14 protein-coding genes and 1 pseudogene (1 of these 15 only partly in view) are annotated in these 19,001 nt (G+C 65.3%); 9 read left to right on the plus strand and 6 right to left on the minus strand.

All coding sequences use genetic code 11. The features are described from left to right. The 6 genes from F0A17_RS02985 to F0A17_RS03010 form a co-directional block, all read left to right on the plus strand. Window positions 1-834 carry the final stretch of an LEPR-XLL domain-containing protein gene (locus tag F0A17_RS02985; protein WP_149326833.1) on the plus strand. It extends 25,281 nt beyond the left edge of the window, so 834 of the gene's 26,115 nt are visible here — the last part of the coding sequence; the start codon falls outside the window, past its left edge; it ends in the stop codon at window positions 832-834. Then, a complete protein-coding gene (locus tag F0A17_RS02990) occupies window positions 827-1,684 on the plus strand; it encodes a hypothetical protein (RefSeq protein WP_149326834.1) in 858 nt (285 codons plus the stop codon). The genes F0A17_RS02985 and F0A17_RS02990 overlap by 8 nt, the downstream gene beginning before the upstream one ends. After that, on the plus strand, window positions 1,668-3,548 hold the full coding sequence (locus tag F0A17_RS02995) for an HlyD family efflux transporter periplasmic adaptor subunit (protein WP_149326835.1): 1,881 nt from the start codon (window positions 1,668-1,670) through the stop codon (window positions 3,546-3,548). Before F0A17_RS02990 ends, F0A17_RS02995 begins: the two co-directional genes overlap by 17 nt. Before the next feature lie 3 nt (window positions 3,549-3,551). Further along, window positions 3,552-5,711: a biotin/lipoyl-binding protein gene (locus F0A17_RS03000; protein WP_149326836.1), complete on the plus strand. Its 2,160-nt coding sequence runs from the start codon at window positions 3,552-3,554 to the stop codon at window positions 5,709-5,711. A gap of 10 nt (window positions 5,712-5,721) precedes the next feature. Further along, window positions 5,722-7,662, plus strand: a complete 1,941-nt coding sequence (locus F0A17_RS03005; RefSeq protein ID WP_149326837.1) for a preprotein translocase subunit SecA — start codon at window positions 5,722-5,724, stop codon at window positions 7,660-7,662. Window positions 7,663-7,787: 125 nt separating this feature from the next. Further along, window positions 7,788-8,486, plus strand: a complete 699-nt coding sequence (locus tag F0A17_RS03010; protein WP_228716787.1) for an efflux RND transporter periplasmic adaptor subunit — start codon at window positions 7,788-7,790, stop codon at window positions 8,484-8,486. A 262-nt stretch (window positions 8,487-8,748) separates the two neighbouring features. Here F0A17_RS03010 and F0A17_RS03020 read toward each other — a convergent pair whose 3' ends face one another. The 6 genes and pseudogenes from F0A17_RS03020 to F0A17_RS03050 form a co-directional block, all read right to left on the minus strand. After that, window positions 8,749-10,029 (minus strand): hemolysin family protein, encoded by a 1,281-nt coding sequence (locus F0A17_RS03020; RefSeq protein WP_149326839.1) that lies wholly within the window; start codon window positions 10,027-10,029, stop codon window positions 8,749-8,751. 265 nt (window positions 10,030-10,294) lie between these two features. Beyond that, window positions 10,295-10,609, minus strand: a complete 315-nt coding sequence (locus F0A17_RS03030) for a helix-turn-helix transcriptional regulator (RefSeq protein WP_149326840.1) — start codon at window positions 10,607-10,609, stop codon at window positions 10,295-10,297. Continuing rightward, window positions 10,606-11,952, minus strand: a complete 1,347-nt coding sequence (locus F0A17_RS03035) for a type II toxin-antitoxin system HipA family toxin (protein ID WP_149326841.1) — start codon at window positions 11,950-11,952, stop codon at window positions 10,606-10,608. The genes F0A17_RS03030 and F0A17_RS03035 overlap by 4 nt, the downstream gene beginning before the upstream one ends. A gap of 660 nt (window positions 11,953-12,612) precedes the next feature. After that, window positions 12,613-13,134 carry a CAP domain-containing protein gene (locus F0A17_RS03040; protein WP_228716788.1) on the minus strand — a complete coding sequence of 174 codons (522 nt, stop codon included), beginning with the start codon at window positions 13,132-13,134 and terminating at the stop codon, window positions 12,613-12,615. Between the two features lie 2 nt (window positions 13,135-13,136). Then, window positions 13,137-14,488: pseudogene (locus tag F0A17_RS03045) on the minus strand (FAD-binding oxidoreductase). 68 nt (window positions 14,489-14,556) lie between these two features. Then, window positions 14,557-15,861, minus strand: a complete 1,305-nt coding sequence (locus tag F0A17_RS03050) for an L-fuconate dehydratase (protein WP_149326842.1) — start codon at window positions 15,859-15,861, stop codon at window positions 14,557-14,559. 173 nt (window positions 15,862-16,034) lie between these two features. Here F0A17_RS03050 and F0A17_RS03055 point away from each other — a divergent pair, with 173 nt between their 5' ends. The 3 genes from F0A17_RS03055 to F0A17_RS03065 are packed head-to-tail and all read left to right on the plus strand — an operon-like array spanning window position 16,035 to window position 18,999. After that, a complete protein-coding gene (locus tag F0A17_RS03055; protein ID WP_149326843.1) occupies window positions 16,035-16,799 on the plus strand; it encodes an SDR family NAD(P)-dependent oxidoreductase in 765 nt (254 codons plus the stop codon). Further along, window positions 16,796-17,818, plus strand: a complete 1,023-nt coding sequence (gene pdxA, locus F0A17_RS03060; RefSeq protein WP_149326844.1) for a 4-hydroxythreonine-4-phosphate dehydrogenase PdxA — start codon at window positions 16,796-16,798, stop codon at window positions 17,816-17,818. Before F0A17_RS03055 ends, pdxA begins: the two co-directional genes overlap by 4 nt. Continuing rightward, on the plus strand, window positions 17,815-18,999 hold the full coding sequence (locus F0A17_RS03065) for a four-carbon acid sugar kinase family protein (RefSeq protein ID WP_149326845.1): 1,185 nt from the start codon (window positions 17,815-17,817) through the stop codon (window positions 18,997-18,999). The genes pdxA and F0A17_RS03065 overlap by 4 nt, the downstream gene beginning before the upstream one ends. Window positions 19,000-19,001 lie beyond the last annotated feature (2 nt).

Consider the following 19,001-nt stretch of genomic DNA (forward strand, 5'->3'; position numbering starts at 1 on the left):
AACCACTTCGAGGGCGGCAACGATACCTTGATCACCGGCCCTGGGCGCAACATCGCCATTGGCGGTGCCGGCAACGACAGGTTCGACGGCAACTTCGACCTCGACACCATGATCGGCGAGTATGCGCGGATTCGCATCATGCTCAGCGGCAGTAACGAAGCCGAGCAGATCACCTCGATCGTCACGCTCGCTCAGGGGCGCCTCGACCTGATTCGTCAGGCGCAGCAGAACCTCTATGAAGAGGAGCGCAACGATGGAGGGCAGGAAGCGCTGGGCTGGCTCGACATGACGCCGCAGGGTCTGCTGGGTAACGGCAATCTCTTCGCTCGCCACGACCAGCCCGGGTACCAGGCGCGCGGCATGGAAGGGCTGCGTTCATTGATCGACGAGTGGGTCGAGCGGCAGCAGGGGGCAGGCAGCAGCGGGTTGCGTACCAGCGTGGCTTCCTCGGTGGCGGCCAGTGTCGGCGAGGTGTCGCCCTCGGCGCCGCCACAGGATGCCGCGCCGGAGAAGGTGACGGACGAGTCGATGCTGGAAGTCGAGCCGCAGGAGCTGCCGCTGGAAGAAACCGAGTTGCCGCAAGAGGCAGCGGAGGAGGGGGAGCCTGCCGAGGTCACCCAGGAGGTCGACGAAGATGCAGCGCTCGAAGTCGCCGGCTTGATCGGCGCCTTGGCCGGGGCCAGCGGCTGGGGCGTGGCGCGTTCGAAGACGAACGGCACGGAAGGCGTCCGCATGGCGGCGCTGCGTCGCGAACAGGCCGCCTGTGAGTGGCAGCGCCTGATGAGCAACGACCGTAGCGCAGAACGTCAGGAGGATCACAGCGAGGATGAGTGAGGCCCGTTCACAGCCGGGAGGCGTGCATGCCGAGAGGATGCAGGCCTTCCTGGCGGAGCTGAATAAGCCCTATGGCCTCGAGCGTTCCGTCAAGTGGCGGCCGCAGCGCTGGTCCACGGATCGCCTACTGTGCAGCGCCCCGGTGGCGGCATGCGGTGCGGATGCGCTCGCTCGGCAGCTGCCCGCGCTGCTGGAGCGGCTGGGCATGCAGCACATGGACATGCAGGCGTTCCTCGCCGAGCTGCGTCCGACTGCCGGAGAGGTGCCCCACTATCTGCATCTCGGGGTCGAGGATGGCCGCTGCAAGGTGTACTGGGAGGCCAGCCAACCCGAGCGGTTGGCACAGGAAGCGCGCTTCGTGCTCTATCGTGCCTGGAAGTGGCAACCGGGCGAGGCCGCCGCGCTATCCGACTACGTGCTGGAGCCCAGTGCCGGTCGGGCCGTGCGCGCGATCAAGGCGCTGCTGGCCGAGATGCCGATGGCGCTGGCCGATCTGCTGGAACAGCTGGAAGTGAGCTTTGCGCTGAAGCAGACGCCCTGGCCGCCATTGACGGTGCGCATCGAGGAGCATGTTGGCGGACGAGAGACGCAGCGTCACTCCTTGAATCTGCATCTGCACCAAGCCCGGCTGCCGCTGGGTGGGATTGCCGGCCTGTGCATGGGGCTCGTAAGAGAATGGCAGAGCGCGCCGCGCAGTACGGTAGTGGAGTGGATCGCCGCGCACGGCAGCGACATGCTGGGCAATCTGTCGTTCGGCATCGGTGACGATGGCCGGCCGTTTCTGACCTGCTATCACGGGGCCCGGTTGTGCAAGCCGGAACAGAGTGTAGGCAATGCAGCTAGGCGATAGCGGGACCCAGGCCATTGCGGCCTGGCAGCAGCAGGTGCAGGGCGTTCAGGGCTGGCTCGCGCGGCACTGTGAGCAGGCGCCGCGCCCGGAAGGGGCCCGCGTGACCCAGGGTGTGGTGCTTTGGCGTCAGAGCGAGCGGTGGCAGCCCGTTGCGCTGTGGCCCGGCCAGCCGGATGGCGCTGCACTGCTTTCGCTCAGCGAGGAGGTGCGGGACGCGGGGCGGGGACTGGTGAGCCAGCTTGGCGAGGACAGCCTGGGCATCGGTTATCCGGTGCGAGACCTGACCACCGACGAAGCCGATGGCGCCTTGCTGGGAGCGGTGGCGTTGCGTGTCATGTTGCCTGAGGCCCTGCGGGGCCGCGATAGCGCCGTGCAGACAGCCCTGTTGCCGCTGATGCAGCGTCTCGAGGATGGCGTCGCGACCCTCGAACGCGACGTACTGCAGCGTTCGTATCGTAGCGGACGGCAGCTCCAGGATCGGCTTTCCCAGCACCTCTCTCTGCTTGCGGCAGTGCTCGCCGAGCCGCGTTTTGCCTCCGCTGCCATGCAGCTCGTCTCGCGCTTGGCCAGCCACTTCGAAGCGGAGCGGGTCAGCCTGGGTTGGCGGCGCGGTTCTCGTACGCGAGTCGAGCAGATCTCTCACAGCGCTCAGTTCAATCGCAAGATGAATCGCATCCGCGCCACGGAAACTGCCATGGACGAGGCGTTGGACCAGCGCATCAGCGCCGTGTGGCCGGCTCCCGCCGGGCCGGGGTGGGAGCACCGTGTGGTGCGCGCCCAGGCGGCGCTGGGCGGCATGACGGGGCTGACTTCGGTTATCAGCTTGCCGCTGCTGGATGGAGCGGAGCCCCTCGGCGCCGTCACCCTGGAGCGCGACATGCCCTTCGATGCCGAAGAGGTGGCGGCACTGGAGAGCTTGCTGGCACTGTGCGCCCGGGCCCTCGAAGAGAAGCGGCGCAACGACAGGGCGCTGCCGCTCAAGGTGGCGGTGGCCACGTCGGAGCAGTTGGGGCGGCTGTTCGGCCCGGGGTTCCTGGGCTACAAGCTGACCGGGTTGTTACTGTCAGGGGGACTGGCTTTCTCCTGGGTGGCCACGGGGGTCGAGCGTATCGCCGCCGATGCGATACTCGAGAGCCGCGAGCAACGGGTAATGACGGCTCCGTTTCGCGGCTATATCGACGCGGCTCTGGTGCGACCCGGCGATAGGGTCGAGGCCGGCCAACCCCTGGCCGACATGGAGACCCGCGATCTGTTGCTCGAGCGCCTGCAGTGGCAGAGCGAGCTGGCCAAGTTCGAGCGCCAGGAACAGGAGATGCGGGCGCGGGGCGACCGTGCCGGCGTGAATGTATTGGCGGCGCAGCGCGATCAGGCCCAGGCCAGGCTGGCGCTGGTGGATTCCCGGCTGGAACGGGCTAGGCTATTGGCGCCATTTGCCGGCGTGGTGGTCAGCGGCGATCTCATCCAGCGACTGGGAGGTGTCGTGGAGCAGGGCGAGGAGCTGTTCCGGGTTTCGCCGCTGGACGACTTCCGTCTCGAACTGGAAGTGCCGGAGCGTCGCATCGATGACGTCAGGGTAGGACAGCGGGGCGAACTGGTGCTGGCGGCGATGACCGGCGAACGGTTGCCCTTCGTCATCGAACGGCTCACACCGCAGACCCGCAGCAGTGACGGCAGCACTCGCTTCGTCGTCGAGGCAAGCCTGGTGCGCGACGCCGAGGGCATCGATGGCGCCGCGCGACGAGAGTTGCGTCCGGGGCTGCAGGGCGTGGCCAGGATAGAGACCGGCGAGAACAAGCTGATCGTCATCTGGACGCGGGAGCTGGTGGACTGGCTGCGCCTGACGCTATGGCGTTGGTGGGGCTGAGGCGTGGCCGGCCCGCTCTTCAGCCAGCATTGGCATCGGGTGGCCGACCTGCGCCTGCGGCTGCGCCACCATGCCAGCCTGCATCGTCACGAATATCGCGGCGAGCCGTGGTACGTGCTGTACGATACCCTCACCGGTCAGGTTCACCGCTTCACGCCGGAGGCGTATCAGATCGTCGGTCGGCTGGACGGCAAGCGCAGTCTGAGCGAGATATGGGACCAGGTGAGCGCCTCGCTGGGCGATGCCATGCCGACCCAGCAGGAGCTGATCGCTCTGATCGGAAGGCTGCACGGGGCCAACGTGCTATCGGGCTACGGTGACATCGATATCGACGAGCTCTCCCGTCGCCAGACGAAGCAGAAGCGGGGCAAGTGGCTGCAACTGGTGCGCTCGCCTCTGGGCATTCGCATCCCGCTGCTCGACCCTGAGCGTTTCATTGCCACCAGCTACCCGCTGGTCAGGCCTTTCATCAGCCCGCTGGGAGGGGCGCTGTGGTTGGCGACGCTGCTGTTGGCGCTGGTGGCGGCGGGGGTGCACTGGCAGCCGCTTACCGACAACCTGGCCGATCGGGTATTCGGCATCGGCAACCTGTTGATGCTGGCCCTCATCTATCCGCTGATCAAGGCGCTGCACGAGCTGGGCCACGCCTGGGCGACCAAGGATGCCGGGGGCGAGGTGCATGAGGTCGGCGTGATGCTGCTGGTGTTCTTTCCGGTGCCTTATGTGGATGCCAGCGCTGCGGCCGCCTGCCCCGACAAGTCGAGCCGCATGCTGGTGGGGGCGGCCGGCATCATGGTCGAGCTGTTTCTGGCATCGCTGGCGATGCTGGTATGGGCGGTGGCCGAACCGGGCCTGCTGCGGGCAGTGGCGTTCAACGTGATGCTGATTGCGGGGGTGTCGACGCTGCTGTTCAACGGCAATCCATTGCTGCGCTTCGATGCCTATTACGTGCTGGCGGATTACCTGGAAATTCCCAATCTCTTCAATCGCGCCAATCAGCAGTTGACCTACGCGGTCAAGCGTTACCTGCTGGGCCGGCGCGACGTGACCAGTCAGGCGCGCTCCAGGCGCGAGGCTTGCTGGATGACCGGCTATGCGCTGGCGTCGTTCGGCTATCGCCTGGTGATCATGGTGGCGATTGCCACGTTCGTGGCCACGAAATATCTCTTTGTCGGCGTCATCCTGGCCCTATGGTCGGTGACCATGACGCTGCTGTTACCTCTCTTCAAGCTGCTGAAGGCGATGACGGTGGATGACGCTCTACAAGGCTCGCGGGGGCGCGCGTGGGGCTGGTTGGTTGCCGGTCTGACAGCGGTGGCGCTGCTGTTGTTCATGGTGCCGATGCCATACGCTACCCAGGTGCACGGGGTCATAGACAGCCGTGAACCGGCGCAGGTGCGCGTTGGCGTCAGTGGCGAACTCGTCGAGCTGTGGGTGGAAGACGGCCAGCCGGTGGAGGCGGGAGACCCACTGATGCAGATTTCTGCCCCTGAGTTGGGCGCCGAGGTGCAGATGCTCGAGGCGCGTCGGCGCGAGATTGAGCAGGAGTTGGTGGCAAGCGTCCGCGATACGCAGGCGGCTTCCATCCTGCGTGAGACGCTGGTGCCGGTAGTGCGACAGCTCGACGACGCCCGGGAACGGGCTGATGCCACGGTATTGACCAGCCCGCATTCCGGCCTGCTACTGATGCCGGATGGCACACCGCCACTGGGCAGCTACCTGCAACGTGGCGCTGCCGTAGGCGTCGTGGTGCGACCCGAGGACCTGCGCATCCGTACCCTGTTACCAGCTCATCAGGTCGAACGGGTACGCAACGATACCCGCCAGGTGCGCCTGCGCCTGCCCGGTCATGAGCGGGACGCGGCCGGTAGCCTGCTGTGGGTATCGCCCAGCTCCGATCATGCAATTCCCAGTCCAGCGCTGAGCGTCGAGGGCGGTGGACAGGTGGCGGTCGACCCCACTGCGAGAGCCGACGACGGTTCGCCGAAGGCGTTTCGCCGTCATTACCTGGCGGATTTCGATGCAGGCGAGCTCCTGGGTAACGGCTCGTCATTGCATCTGGGCGGAGGGGTACACGTTCGCATCGAGCATGCTCCGGAGCCGCTGGGTTACCGGCTGTGGCGTGACCTGCGCCGCTCGTTCTTGAGGCTTTTCGAGCTGTGAGTCGTCCGATATGCCTCTGCTGAAGCTGCCCGGCGACGTACTGACGCGTCCGGAGCGAACCCTGCTGCCGCCGGGGAGTCTCGAGCGCCCCTGGCATTGGCTGAGGTCGCAGTTGCATCGACCGGCGTCGATACGCAGGCTTGAGCTGCGCTTGCAGCTGCCGGGCATACGCCGGCATGCCGTCCGCTTGGCATCACTCGATGCGAAGGCGCTGGCCGATGAGCGCGATGGCTTGCGGCTTGCACTGTCACGCCAGGGCGTGACGCCACGGCTGGCTCGGCATGCCTTCGCTCTGGTGCGGGAGGTCTCCCGGCGGGAGCTGGGTATGGCGCATCATGACGTACAGCTGTTGGGCGGGCTGGCCATGTTGGGGGGAAGAATTGCCGAAATGCATACCGGCGAGGGCAAGACCCTGACGGCGACGCTGCCGGCGGCAACGGCTGCCTTGGCCGGTATTCCTGTGCATGTAATCACCGTCAACGACTACCTGGCCGCTCGCGACGCGGAGCTGATGATCCCGGTCTACCGCGCGCTGGGCCTGAGTGTGGCGGCGGTGGTGCATGAGATGCCGCCTCACGAGAGGCGCGCCGCCTACGCTGCCGATGTGGTCTATTGCACCAACAAGGAGCTGGTCTTCGACTACCTGCGTGACACTCAGCTGTTGGGCCGTCATCGCCATCCGCTGCAGGCCCATGCGGCGCGGCTGGCCGGTGAGCTGCAAGACGAACGCCTGCTGCTGCGGGGCCTGCATTTCGCCATCGTCGACGAGGCCGACAGCGTGATGCTCGACGAGGCGCGGACGCCGCTGATTCTCTCGGGGCCGGCAGGCAAGGATGCGCTCGATATCGAGCTGCTCGATCAGACGCTGTCGCTTGCCGGTGAGTTCGAGGAGGATACGCACTTCGTGCGTGAGAGCGGGCAGATCCATCTTACCGAGCGTGGCCGGGAGCGGCTGACCGAGCGGGCCCAGGTCTTGGGAGGTGGTGGCTGGGTCGGGCGCTCACGGCGAGAGTGGCTGGTTCAACAGGCGCTGGTGGCGCGCCACCATTTCCAGCGTGATCACCATTATCTGGTGCGTGACGGCAAGGTGCAGATCATCGATGAGCACACCGGCCGGGTGATGGCGGACCGCAGCTGGGAGAAGGGCTTGCAGCAGATGATCGAGCGACTCGAAGGCTGCGAGCCGAGTGAGCCCAACGTGACGCTGGCGCGACTTACCTACCAGCGCTTCTTTCGCCGCTATCACCATCTTTCCGGTATGACCGGCACGGCACGGGAGGTGCGCGGAGAGTTCTGGCGTACCTATCGCCTGCGGGTGGTGGCGATACCCCCGCACCGGCCCAGCAGGCGCCAGCACTGGCCGACGGTAGCTCTCGCGCGGCAGGCGGACAAGTGGCAGTGGATTGCCACCCGCGTCCAGGAGATTGCCGGCCAGGGGAGAGCCGTGCTGGTGACCACGGTCAACCTGGCCGATTCCGAAGCGCTGTCGAAGCGGCTCGCCGAGGCCGGCATCGAGCACGCCATGCTCAACGCGCGACAGGATGCCGAAGAAGCCGATACGGTGGCCCGTGCCGGCCGTCGAGGGGCCGTGACGGTGGCGACAAGCATGGCGGGACGGGGCACCGACGTTTCGTTGGATGACGAAGTCAAGGGGGCGGGTGGACTGCATGTCATCGTTGCCGGTCATCACGATGCTTCGCGGGTCGATCGACAAATTGCCGGCCGTTGCGCGCGTCAGGGGGACCCGGGCAGCGTGGAACTCGTGGTTTGCGAAGAGGATGCCTTGCTCGAGGAACTGACAGGTTGGCAGCGTCGCATCGGGCAGCTTCCGGCACGTTTGAAGCGAGCCCAGCGGCGGCGTGAGGCACGTCATGCCAGAGAACGTGCACGGCTACTGGAGGCCGACTGGCGAGAAGATGAACAGCTTGGCTTCAGTGGTAAATCCGAGTGATGGCATTCAACAACCGAATAGCCGCCTGAGGGCGGTACAGTGGGGAATCCATGAGTCAGCGCTTTCATCGCCGCATTGTGTTACCGCTGTATCTGATGACGTGTATAGGGGGCGTCGCGCTTCATGTGCACGCACAAGCTCAGGCGCCGGAATACGGCGGTTCCGGGTTCGGCGAGTTCAGCTGCCTGGTCGAGCCGGGCAGGCAGGCGACGCTGTCGAGCCAGGTGCCGGGCGTGATCGATACCATCCAGGTCGAGCCGGGCGATCGGGTCGACGCCGGCGATATGTTGTTCACGCTCAGGCGTAACGTTGAGCTGGCAAGCGTGGCACTGGAGCGCGCTCGCGCCGACTATGCCGAACGACGTGTGCAGCGCAACCAGCGCATGATCGAGCGAGGTATGTTAAGCGAAAGCGAGCGTGACGAGATTGATACGGAAATGCGCCTTGCTCGCATGCAGGTCAACCTTGCCAACGCCCGCTTGGAGCAGATGACACATCGTGCCCCGTTCGAAGGCCTGATCACTCAGCGCTTGGCTGAGGAAGGGGAATACATCGACGCCACGCCGGTGCTCGAGCTGGTTCAGCTCGATCCGCTGCGCATCGAGGCGGTCATGCCTTTGAACGCCTACGGCGCGATAGCCGTGGGTGATCAGCTCACGGTAGAGCTGCTAGCGCCGGTTGAGGAATCGGTCATGGCCCGCGTACGGTGGGTAGATAGCGTGATAGACGCTTCGAGTGGCACGTTTGCCATCGGTCTGATGCTGGATAACGCGGAGGGAAGCGTGCCGGCAGGCATCAATTGTCGGCTCGGGTCACTCGATTGAGCGATGGCCTTGTGCAGCGTGAACGCGACTCATGGCACAAAGCCGGGCGAGATAAAGCCTGTTGCCGCATCGGCAGTTGTGCCAAGCCTGTTTAGAGGACCAATGGTTCACCCAAGATATCGAGCCCTGTGCTCAACTTGGCTTCGATGGCCTGGTCAATGGCCAGCAGGCGGGCATCCTGCGAAGGGCCGGCGAGTGCTGGCTGGTCCACGGGCCTTGCCCATCAGGCTGGGTAACTGAAGCCTGTGCCAGCCTCGCTCGGTTAGTTCGCCGTGCCCGCCCGCTGTACGAGCAGTTTGTCGATGCGCCGCCCGTCCATATCGACGACCTCGATGCGCCACCCCTCGACCGTGATGGCTTGCCCCACCTGGGGGAGTTCTGCCGTGCGGTGCAGCACGAGCCCTGCCACCGTCTCGTAGTCGGCGTCGTTCAACGAGGCGATGCCGATACGGTCGGCGAACTCATCGACCGGCATCCAGCCTGCCACCAGCAGCGAGCCGTCGACTCGCTCGACGAGCTTGGGTTCCTCCGTTTCCGGCTCGTCGAACGTGCCGATGATGGCCTCGAGGATGTCATTGGGCGTGATAATGCCTTCGAAGTTGCCGTACTCGTCGTAAACCAGAAGCATGTGGCCGGGGGCTGACTTGAGCTGCTCGATGACTTGCATGGCGGGAAGGGCGTCGTTGATGACCGGGGCATGGCGTGCCAGCCTCGGCGCGTCGAAATTCGTCCCCGTGGCTTCCAGAAGGTCGAGGCTATGCAGAACCCCGATGATGTCATCCTGGCCGTGACCGCGCAGCGGCAGGCGTGAGCGGCCAGAGGCCTTGAACCGCGCCAGGGTCTCCGCGAGGGATTCCCCCGTCTCGGCGAGCATGACCTCGGGGCGTGGTGTCATCAACCCTCGCGCGGAACGGTCGGCGATACGCATGACACCGGCGATCATCTCGGTCTCACCCTTCTTGATGGCCCCAGCGCTTTCCGCTTCGGCGATCAGCAGCCGAATTTCCTCATCGCTGACGGCGTCGTCCCGCTTGCCCGGCTGGCCGAGCAGCAGAAGAAGGAGCTTCCCGGATCGATCCAGTAACCACACCAGCGGCAGGGCGGCCCGAGACAGCAGCGACATGGTCGGCGCGACGCGCAAAGCCACCGCTTCGGGATCGGCAAGTGCGATCTGCTTGGGCACCAGCTCGCCGATGATCAGCGATAGGTAGGTGATGGCGACCACGACGAGGCCAACGCCCAGCGGTTCGGCAAGTGTTGCCGGGACACCCATTTCCGGCAGCGCCTCGGCCAGCCGTACGCCAAGCGTAGCCCCCGAGAAGGCACCGGAGAGGATGCCGACCAGGGTGATGCCAATCTGCACCGTCGAGAGAAAGCGGCCGGGATCGTTGGCCAGGGCGAGTGCGGTTTTCGCACCGCGCGAGCCCTGCTCGGCACGTGCCTTGAGTCGTATCGTCCGGGAGGAAATGATGGCCAGTTCGGACATGGCGAGTAGCCCGTTGAGCACGATCAGGGCGAAAACGATGAGAAGGTCGGTGAACATGGCGCTCCGTTGCGTCAGATCGCAGGCGATGAAGGAGTATCGCACTCGACGAAGCGAAGCGTGAAGGGGGAGTGCCGGTGATACCCAAGGCGAACTCCTCCATTCGTGTCGTGCCGAGTATGATACATCCGGCTTCGCGGAGGGCGCGCATGACACGGCTTTCCCGATCGCCGAGGCACTCCCGCAGAAGGACACTGGAGCCGACATGGATGGGCTTGCCCGGGGCGGTACTTAGCAAGCGTGTCGTTGCGAGTTCATGCCTTCATCACGCTGTAGGGCGTTCCATGGCCTTCTCCAGCAGCGCCGGATGGCGCGGCAGCAGGCCAACCTTCAGCCCCAACGGGCGGTAGACGCGATTCATCACGGCAACCGACACGTTGCCCTTGCCCTGTTCCATGTCCGATAGCGTGCGCCGGCTAATACCGACCAGCTCGGCATAGGCCTGCTGCGACAGACCTAGCGTGTCTCGCCGCAGTCGCCTTAGCGCCTCTCCCTCGTTGATCGTTCCCCTCAGCAGTGCCCGGATCACGTCGAGCAGGGCTCGTTCGCGCTCATCGGGTGTGAGTTGACGGCGCTTCATTGCAACCCCCAGCGCTTCAGGCGCTTGTCAAGCGTGCCCAGCCCGACGGTAGGCATGTCGAGTATGCGTTGCGGCACTCCGCGTTTTTTCAGTCGCTCATGCAGCCCGCTGAGTTTGTCTGAGGTGGTTCGCAGTGTTTCCATGGTGCGTTCCGCGGGAGCGTGGTGTTCGAACGCTTGGGCGATGGCGCGCCAATCGAACTCTCCTCCTTCCTCGAAGGGGGATCCCCAGCGGATGGTTCGCGTGACACCCTCGGGATCGGCTTTCATCGGGGCGAAATCGTAGACGGGAGCAAGCCAGATACCCTCGGGGCGCTTGAGGAGCGCCGCATTGCGGCCATGGTTATCCGAGTTGCCGAACGCTACGTTGAGCAGGTCGCGCTTGATCCATTCGATGACGAAGCCGGCGCGATCGAAGGGTTCGCCGAGTTCCGCGACACGATGTTGGTGCGTCAATCGTTCAATGAGCCCTTCCACGACGGTGAAATGGTTGAGATGCGTGCCGGGTGCCGCACCAAACAACGCGTAGATGGATTCGAGGCCAAAACGGGCGAGACCATCGGAACGCATTTCCACGTCGAAACGGGGTAGCCAGAGAGAAGGATAGCGCTCTCCCTCAATCAGCCGCATTCGGTGGGTATCGATGGTATCGACGCCAAGCGAGTGCAGTTCCTGGTAGAAGTGGTACTCGGCTCGCAGGATGTCGCAGTCATCCGGACTGCGCCTGCCGCGGGGAAACTTGACCAGATAGTGAAGATCCGTGTTGGTGGAATCGTCCTGCCAGGTGTCGATCCAGATCCGGTCCTGCTGGTCGCAGCGAACCAGCAGCTTGGGCGCTTCGCCACCCGCTCCCGTGGCACCGCCGCTGGCCGCGCCCATCTGCTGGGCATACTCAAGAAAATCCGTATGGCGTTCGACCACATCCTCGAGGCTGAAACGGTGCTGTTCCAGGCGCGAGCGGGTGGGACGTTCGGGTACGGCTTCCTTGATGCGCAGGTTACCCACGGGAGCGATAGTGCCGTGGCGCAGGAGTTCGCTATCTTGCTCGCCTGGCGATAGCGCCTGCAGTCCGAGATGATTGACCCAGTACCTGCGGCTTGCTCCCGCCGGCATGATGTCTTCGAGAAAGCCAAACCAGCGTGACGCATCGTGCTTCAGCATGAGTTCGACGGGAAGCGTCAAGCTGCAGGCGTGTTCATCGTCGCGCCCCAGCCACTCCAGGGCGTACGCCTGTATATAGCCGAGTCGAGCGGGGCCGTTTGTGCCGAGTGCCGGCTTGGGTATGTCGAGCAGGGCGGCATCGTGCCAAGTGTCATCCCAGTAGATTTGTAAGGTTAGCCGCATGATGTGCCTTCTTTTCGAGCATTATAGTGCGCAAGAATAGCGCATGCAGAAGAAATTGCGAATTATAGTGCTCATAAACATGGCTAAGTTGAATAAATGAGCAAAATTTTGCCCAGGGAACGGAGGCGGCGGCGGGCATCGTTGAGCCAGCATGTCAACAAAAGGGTGGTAAAGCGCAACGTCGCTTTTATGGAAGCCTTTTCCATGCAGTCGTTGGTTGGGTAGCCGCCATACGAGGCGCGTCGGGCCAGAAACGTGAACGGTGACGGCAAAGTGTCGCTTGAGTGATGAAATGTAGATAAAGCTGCGGCATGATGTTTCTGGTAAACCCATAGGAGACATCTCATGACACGCCAGCGTTCCGAAGTGATTTCCGGCTGTGAAGTGCTGAACCACTGGGCCTCCCACGCCGCTGCGCAGCGAGCGGCTCACGACGCGATTGCGGCCTACGTCGACTGACCGCGCGCTGAGCACCGCGGGAGCGGACCACGGAGGGTCCTCTTTCCTTCCTGCTTTTTCCTCCGAATGCCGGCCGATCATCATGCGCATGGCCCGGCGCCGCGCCGACGACGGCAACCACGCGACGCTTGAATCCGATCAAAACGAGACGTTGGCCATGGCATAGGCCCTTTGGGCATGGCCGAAGACACGGGGTTCATGCTAGCGCGGTCGAGCCAGTACCTGGGTCCAGAAAGGCGAGTACTTCGATTCCGATGCCTCGACCGAAGCCGCGCCCATCTCGGTAAACGCATCATTCATCAGGTTGGCGCAGTGACCGGGGCTGTCGAGCCATCCCTCGACGACACTGGCGGCATCGGGCTGGCCGGCGGCAATGTTCTCACCCACCCGTCGCCAGGGGTAGCCGGTGGCGTCAACCCGCGCGGCGGCGCCTTGCTGTTCTTCGTCGGTATGGCTGAAGTAGGCATTCTCTGCCATATCGCGGGAATGCGTCTCGGCGGCTTCCGCCAGTTGGCAGTTCCAGCGCAATGGCTCCGTCGCCTCGAAGGCCTCGTCGCCGCACTGGCGTGCCTCGCGGCGCGCTTCGTTGACGAGTTCGAGCAGCTCACGCTGCTGCTCGTCGGGCTCGCAGGATTCCCGTGCCTCTTGGGCGAGGGCCGACATGCTGTGTACCGCCAATGTCAGGCAGGTCGCGACGGGAAACCGTATGCGGCTTGGGCGCATCCTCATTCCTCCCCGGGAGATGGCAGAATCCGTCCCGGGCTCATCAGGCCCTCGGGGTCGAACAGTGCCTTGATGCCTTCGGCGAGTTCGCGCTCCACCGACGAGAGCCCGGCGAGATAGGCGTGACGCTTGGTGCGACCGATGCCGTGCTCGGCGCTGAGCTGCCGCCGAAGGTATCGAGCAGGGCGAACAGTCGCTTTTCCAGCGCGTGCAGGTGCTCGCGCTTGGCGCCGTCGGGCAGGGTGGTCGGTGGCAGAATGTTGAAGTGCAGGTTGCCGTCGCCCACGTGGCCGTAGGCGATGATCTCGCATTCGGGCGAGGCTTCCATGATCGCTTGGCTGGCGCGTTCGACGAACTCGGGTAAGCGCGAGATGGGCACCGCGATGTCGGTGCGCAGGTGTTCGCCGCGGCGTCGCTGTCCTTCCAGCATGCTTTCGCGGAACTGCCACAGCGTCTGCGACTGGGCGTCGCTGGCGGCTAGCGCGCCGTCGAGTACCAGGCCCTTTTCCATGCCGTGTTCCAGCAGCGACTCGAGCATCGTGCCGAGATCCACCGGTCCGGTGGCCGCCACTTCCATGAGCACGTACCACGGGTAGGGGGCATCCAGCGGGTCGCGCAGTTCGGGGCTGGCTTCCATGGCGAGCTCGAGGCAGCGCCGCGGAATCAGCTCGAAGGCGGTCAGCAGATCGCTGCAGTCGCGTCGCGCGCGGGCGTAGAGCTCGATCACCGCCGCGACCGACGGCAGGCCGAGCAGGGCGGTACGAGACTGGTCGGGGCGCGGGCAGAGCTTGAGCACGGCGCCGGTGACGATGCCCAGGGTGCCTTCGCTGCCCAGCATCAGCTGGGGCAGGGCGTAGCCGCGATTGTCCTTGTGCAGCACGTTCAGGGCGTTCCAGATACGCCCATCGGGCAGCACCACCTCCAGGCCCAGCACCAGCTGGCGCATCATGCCGTGGCGCAGTACGTTGAGGCCGCCGGCATTGGTGGCAATGTTGCCGCCGATCTGGCAGCTACCCTGAGCGCCTAGCGACAGCGGGAAATCGCAGTCGTGCTCGGCGGCGGCCCGCTTGACCTCTTCCAGGATACAGCCGGCATCCACGGTCATGGTGAAGCTGATCGGATCGATCGCGCGGATACGGTTCATGCGCTCCAGGCTGATGACCAGTTCGCCGCCGTCGGCGGCGGGCAGGGCACCGGCGACCAGCCCGGTGTGGCCGCCTTGCGGTACCATGTGCGTGCCGTGACGCCGGCACAGCGCAACCACTTCCGCCACCTCGTGGGTCGATGCCGGGCGTGCCACGGCCAGCGGCATGCCCAGGCGATCCCCGGCCCAGTCGCTGACATAGCGCGCCATGTCGGCGGGGTCGCGCAATACGCCGCGCTCGCCGAGGCGCTTGGTCAGGGTGTCGAGCAATTCGGACATCAAGCCTCCTCGCGCCAGGCTTCGCCCTCAGGGAAGCGATGGCGCTCCAACGACTCGGGAAGCATGGTAATGCTGTAGCCCGGCGCGGTGGGCACCCGATAGCGGCCGCCCTTGACGACCACCGGGTCGACGAAGTGCTCGTGCAGGTGGTCGACGTATTCCAGCACACGCCCCTCCAGGCTGCCCGAGACGGCAATGTAGTCGAACAGCGAGATGTGCTGCACGTACTCGCAGAGTCCCACGCCGCCGGCATGCGGACACACCGGCACGCCGTACTTCGCCGCCATCAGTGCCACCAGGATCACCTCGTTGAGGCCGCCGAGGCGGGCGGCATCGAGCTGGCAGTAATCGAGCGCTTCGGCCTGGAAGAACTGCTTGAACATGACCTTGTTATGACAGTGCTCGCCGGTGGCTACGCCGATGGGAGCGACGCGATGGCGTATTTCGGCATGCCCGAGGATATCGTCGGGGCTGGTGGGTTCCTCGATCCACAGCGGATGGAACTCGGCCAGCCGGCGCATCTTGACGATCGTTTCGTCGACGTCCCAGACTTGGTTGGCGTCCATCATCAGCACGTTGTCCCAACCGATCTCCTCACGCAGCAGTGCCGCACGGCGAGCGTCCTCCTCGGTATCGGCACCGATCTTCTGCTTGAAGTGGGTCCAGCCTTCGGCGAGCGCTTCCCTGGCCAACTGGCGAACCTTGTCGTCGGGGTAGCCCAGCCAGCCCGCCGAGGTGGTGTAGGCGGGAAAGCCGATGCGCCGCATCTCGGCTTCACGCTCGGCCTTGCCCGCTTCGCGCCGGCGTAGCAGGGCGATGGCTTCCTCCGGTGTCAGGGCATCGGTGACGAAGCGAAAGTCCAGGCAGCGCACCAGTTGTTCGGGCGTCATGTCGACCAGCAGTTTCCACACCGGCTTGCCCTCGCGCTTGGCCCACAGGTCCCACACCGCATTGACCAGCGCCGCAGTGGCCAGGTGGATCGCGCCCTTGTCGGGGCCGATCCAGCGCAGCTGGCTGTCGCCGGTGATGTCGCGCCAGAAGGCCCCCATGTTTCGGGTGAGCGCTTCGAGACGGCGGCCTTCGATCAGGTGTTTGAGCGAATTCACCGCGGCCACGCAGATCTCGTTGCCGCGCCCGATGGTGAAGGTCAGGCCGTGCCCCTGGGTGCCGTTGGGATCGTCGGTGTGCAGGATCACATAGGTGGCGGAGTAGTCCGGTGCCGCGTTCATGGCGTCGGAGCCGTCCAGGTGGCGCGAGGTGGGAAAGCGGATGTCGTGGACGTCGATGTGAGTGATGGTGGGCATGGTGCCTCCTTGCAAGGGTGTCGGTTGGCCGCTGGTGGCCTATCATGGTAGTGGTTGTCTTGTATGACAGGTATGCCAACGACACGACGCAAACGCAACTATCGCCATTGACACCGTCGCGTCGAGGCCGATGGGTACGTTCCCATCACACGCCCAACACAAGGGAGGATGGCATGTTCGAGGAGTGGAAAGGCAAGCGCGTATTGATCACGGGGGCGAGCCGCGGTATCGGTGCCGCTGTGGCACGCCAGGCGGGGGCGCTGGGTGCCCGCGTGGCGGTGCATTATTACACCAGCCAAGAGCCCGCCGAGGCGGTGGTACGTGCGATCCGCGACGCTGGAGGCGAGGGTTTCACCGTGTGCGGTGACGTCAGCCGCAGCGCCGAGGCGACGCGCATCGTCGACGAGGCAGCAGAGCGCCTGGGTGGGCTTGACCTGCTGATCAACAATGCTGGCGACATGCTGGGTCGCGTCGCGCTTGGCGAGATCGATGACGATCACTACGACCGGGTGATGGATCTCAACGCTCGCTCGGTGGTGATGGTTTCCCAGGCGGCGCTACCCCATTTCAGGCGTACCGGTAGCGGCAACATCATCCATACCTCGTCGATTGCGGCGCGTAACGGCGGCGGACCGGGCGCGGGCCTGTACGCCTCGGCCAAGGGGTTCGTCAGCACCATGACGCGCAACATGGCCAAGGAGCTGATGGAAGACCGTATCCGCGTCAATGCCGTGGCGCCGGGGGTCATCGCCACCGATTTCCATGTGCGTCACTCCACTGAGGAACAGCTGGCCGCGGTGTCCGCTTCCATTCCCATGGGACGCACCGGTGCCGCGGAAGAGTGCGTGGGAGCCTACATCTTCCTGGGCACCGACAGCATGAGCGGCTACATGACCGGTCAGATCATCGAGGTCAATGGAGGCCAGTTGATGCCATGAGCGAGCGCAGCACGGGCGCGTACGACATCGCCATCACCATGGGCGATCCGGCCGGCGTGGGGCCCGAAATCGTTTGCCGCGCGCTGGCCGCCATGCGAGATGACGAGCGGGCGTCCACCCTGGTGGTGGGCGACCCGGCCATCTTCCGGCGTGCCGCTCGGCTGTTGGGAGCGTCGCTCGAGTTCGTGCCGCTCGAGGAGCCGGCTTCAGGTACGTTGGGCACGACACCGGGCGGTGTGGCCGTGGCCGCGGTGGAAACCCGGCCCGGGCGCGCCATTCCCGATGGCCAGGTCAGCGCCGACGCCGGCGACTTGGCGTTTCGCTGCATCGAGCGCGCGGTGGCGCTGGTGCAGGCCGGGCGGGCGCGAGTGATCGTTACCGCGCCACTGAACAAGGCGGCGCTGCATGCCGCGGGGCACCACTACGACGGCCATACCGGCATGCTCGCCGCCCTGACCGGGGCGCCGTCCTCTTTCATGCTGCTGGCTTCGGAGCGGCTTTCGACGCTTCACGTCTCTACGCATGTCTCGTTGCGCGAGGCGATCGAGCGGGTCACGCCGGAACGCATTGCCGCCACGGTGAAGGTGGGGCATGCGCATTGGGTCGAGCTCGGCAATCCGCGGCCGCGTATCGCGGTGGCGGGGCTCAATCCCCACTGCGGTGAGGGCGGCATCTTCGGCGATCAGGATGACCGCATCATCGCGCCGACGGTGCGTGTGCTGCGCGACGAGGGGATCGATGTCAGCGGGCCGATTCCGGCCGATACCGTGTTCTACCGCGCCAGTCGCGGCGAGTTCGATCTGGTGGTGGCGCAGTATCACGACCAGGGGCATATCCCGGTGAAGCTGATCGCCTTCGATACCACGGTCAACGTCAGCCTGGGCCTGCCGATACGCCGCACTTCGGTGGATCACGGCACGGCGTTCGACATCGCCTGGCAGGGGCGCGCCGATGCCACCAACTTGGGAGCGGCCATCGCCTATGCCCGACGCTTGGCATCGCCGCGGACGGCGGCATGAAACGGGGCTGCGAGATCGCCATCGTCGCCGACGACCTGACCGGGGCGCTGGATGCCGCCGCTCCCTTCGCCGAGCGCGGCATGGCGACACGCGTGGCGATTACGCTGGAAGGGCTCGATGCCGCGCTCGCGGCGGGCGACGCAATACCGCGAGTGGTGGCGGTCAATACCGACACGCGACACGTCGCGCGAGACGCGGCGGCCCGGCGCGCGGCGGAGGCCACCGAGCGGTTGCTCATGGTTCGGCCGCATCTGTTACTGAAGAAAGTCGATTCGACCCTGCGTGGCCAGGTCGTGGCCGAGTCCGTGGCCGTGCAGCGCATCGACGGGCGGCGCCTGCTGGTGTGCCCCGCGGTGCCGAGCCAGGGCCGCTTCGTGCTTGGGGGCGAAGTGTGGGTGGAGGGCGAGCCGCTTTCGGCCTCCGCCTACGCCCGGGATGCCCTGTCCCCCTCCTTGTCGGGGTCGCTGGAACGTGCCTTCGCGGAGGAGGGCGTCCCGCTGGTTCGCCACGTGCCCGAATCGAGCCTGCCCCTGCCTTCGACCGATTGTGTCGTCGATGCCGCTGACGAGGCGACCCTGTCGAGCATCGCCAAGCGGCTTCTCGAAGCCCCGAGGGAATGGCTGCCGGTTTGCGCGGCCGGCCTCACCCATGCGCTGGCACAAGGCCTGGCGCCGGGCCCGTCCCTGGCAGGGACGGTAAGCCCCCCGACATTGTCCGAGCCGATCCGTGCACTGCTTGCGGTGGGCTCGCGGTCGCCCCGCGCTCGCCGTCAGCTCGAGCGGCTGGGGGAGACGTTTTCGAATATCGCTTGGTTGAGTGTTTTCGACGTAGGGCGCGTCGATGCCGAGCCTGGCGTGCGCGTCCTTGTGCCTGGCGTGTCCTCTGAAGCGACAATGCGTGCCGAAGCAGTGGCCGATATCATGGCCGAAGCGGTCGTTGCCGCGGGTGGGGGCGAACGTGGAGGGCTGCTTTTCCTGTCCGGTGGCGACATTGCCCTGGCCGTGCTGGCGCGACTACGCGGCGAGTTCATCGAGCTGAGCGGCGAATGGTGCCCGGGCGTGCCGCTGGGCTATCTCAACGGCGACGTCGAACGACCGGTAATGACCAAGGCAGGCGGCTTCGGGCAGGAGGACCTGCTGGTCCGGCTGGTCGAGCGGATTAGACATTCGTCTAGAGGCTGATC

The organism is Billgrantia pellis (genome assembly GCF_008297955.1).
Taxonomy (GTDB): Bacteria; Pseudomonadota; Gammaproteobacteria; order Pseudomonadales; family Halomonadaceae; genus Halomonas; species Halomonas pellis.

Coding starts and splice junctions, on each gene's coding strand:
- F0A17_RS02995 (WP_149326835.1), top strand. CDS start 1,668: ATGCAGCTAGGCGATAGCGGGACCCAGGCCATTGCGGCCTGGCAGCAG.
- F0A17_RS03030 (WP_149326840.1), bottom strand. CDS start 10,609: ATGAAGCGCCGTCAACTCACACCCGATGAGCGCGAACGAGCCCTGCTC.
- F0A17_RS03040 (WP_228716788.1), bottom strand. CDS start 13,134: ATGCGCCCAAGCCGCATACGGTTTCCCGTCGCGACCTGCCTGACATTG.
- F0A17_RS03050 (WP_149326842.1), bottom strand. CDS start 15,861: ATGCCCACCATCACTCACATCGACGTCCACGACATCCGCTTTCCCACC.
- F0A17_RS03055 (WP_149326843.1), top strand. CDS start 16,035: ATGTTCGAGGAGTGGAAAGGCAAGCGCGTATTGATCACGGGGGCGAGC.
- F0A17_RS02990 (WP_149326834.1), top strand. CDS start 827: ATGAGTGAGGCCCGTTCACAGCCGGGAGGCGTGCATGCCGAGAGGATG.
- F0A17_RS03065 (WP_149326845.1), top strand. CDS start 17,815: ATGAAACGGGGCTGCGAGATCGCCATCGTCGCCGACGACCTGACCGGG.
- F0A17_RS03005 (WP_149326837.1), top strand. CDS start 5,722: ATGCCTCTGCTGAAGCTGCCCGGCGACGTACTGACGCGTCCGGAGCGA.
- F0A17_RS03020 (WP_149326839.1), bottom strand. CDS start 10,029: ATGTTCACCGACCTTCTCATCGTTTTCGCCCTGATCGTGCTCAACGGG.
- F0A17_RS03035 (WP_149326841.1), bottom strand. CDS start 11,952: ATGCGGCTAACCTTACAAATCTACTGGGATGACACTTGGCACGATGCC.
- pdxA (WP_149326844.1), top strand. CDS start 16,796: ATGAGCGAGCGCAGCACGGGCGCGTACGACATCGCCATCACCATGGGC.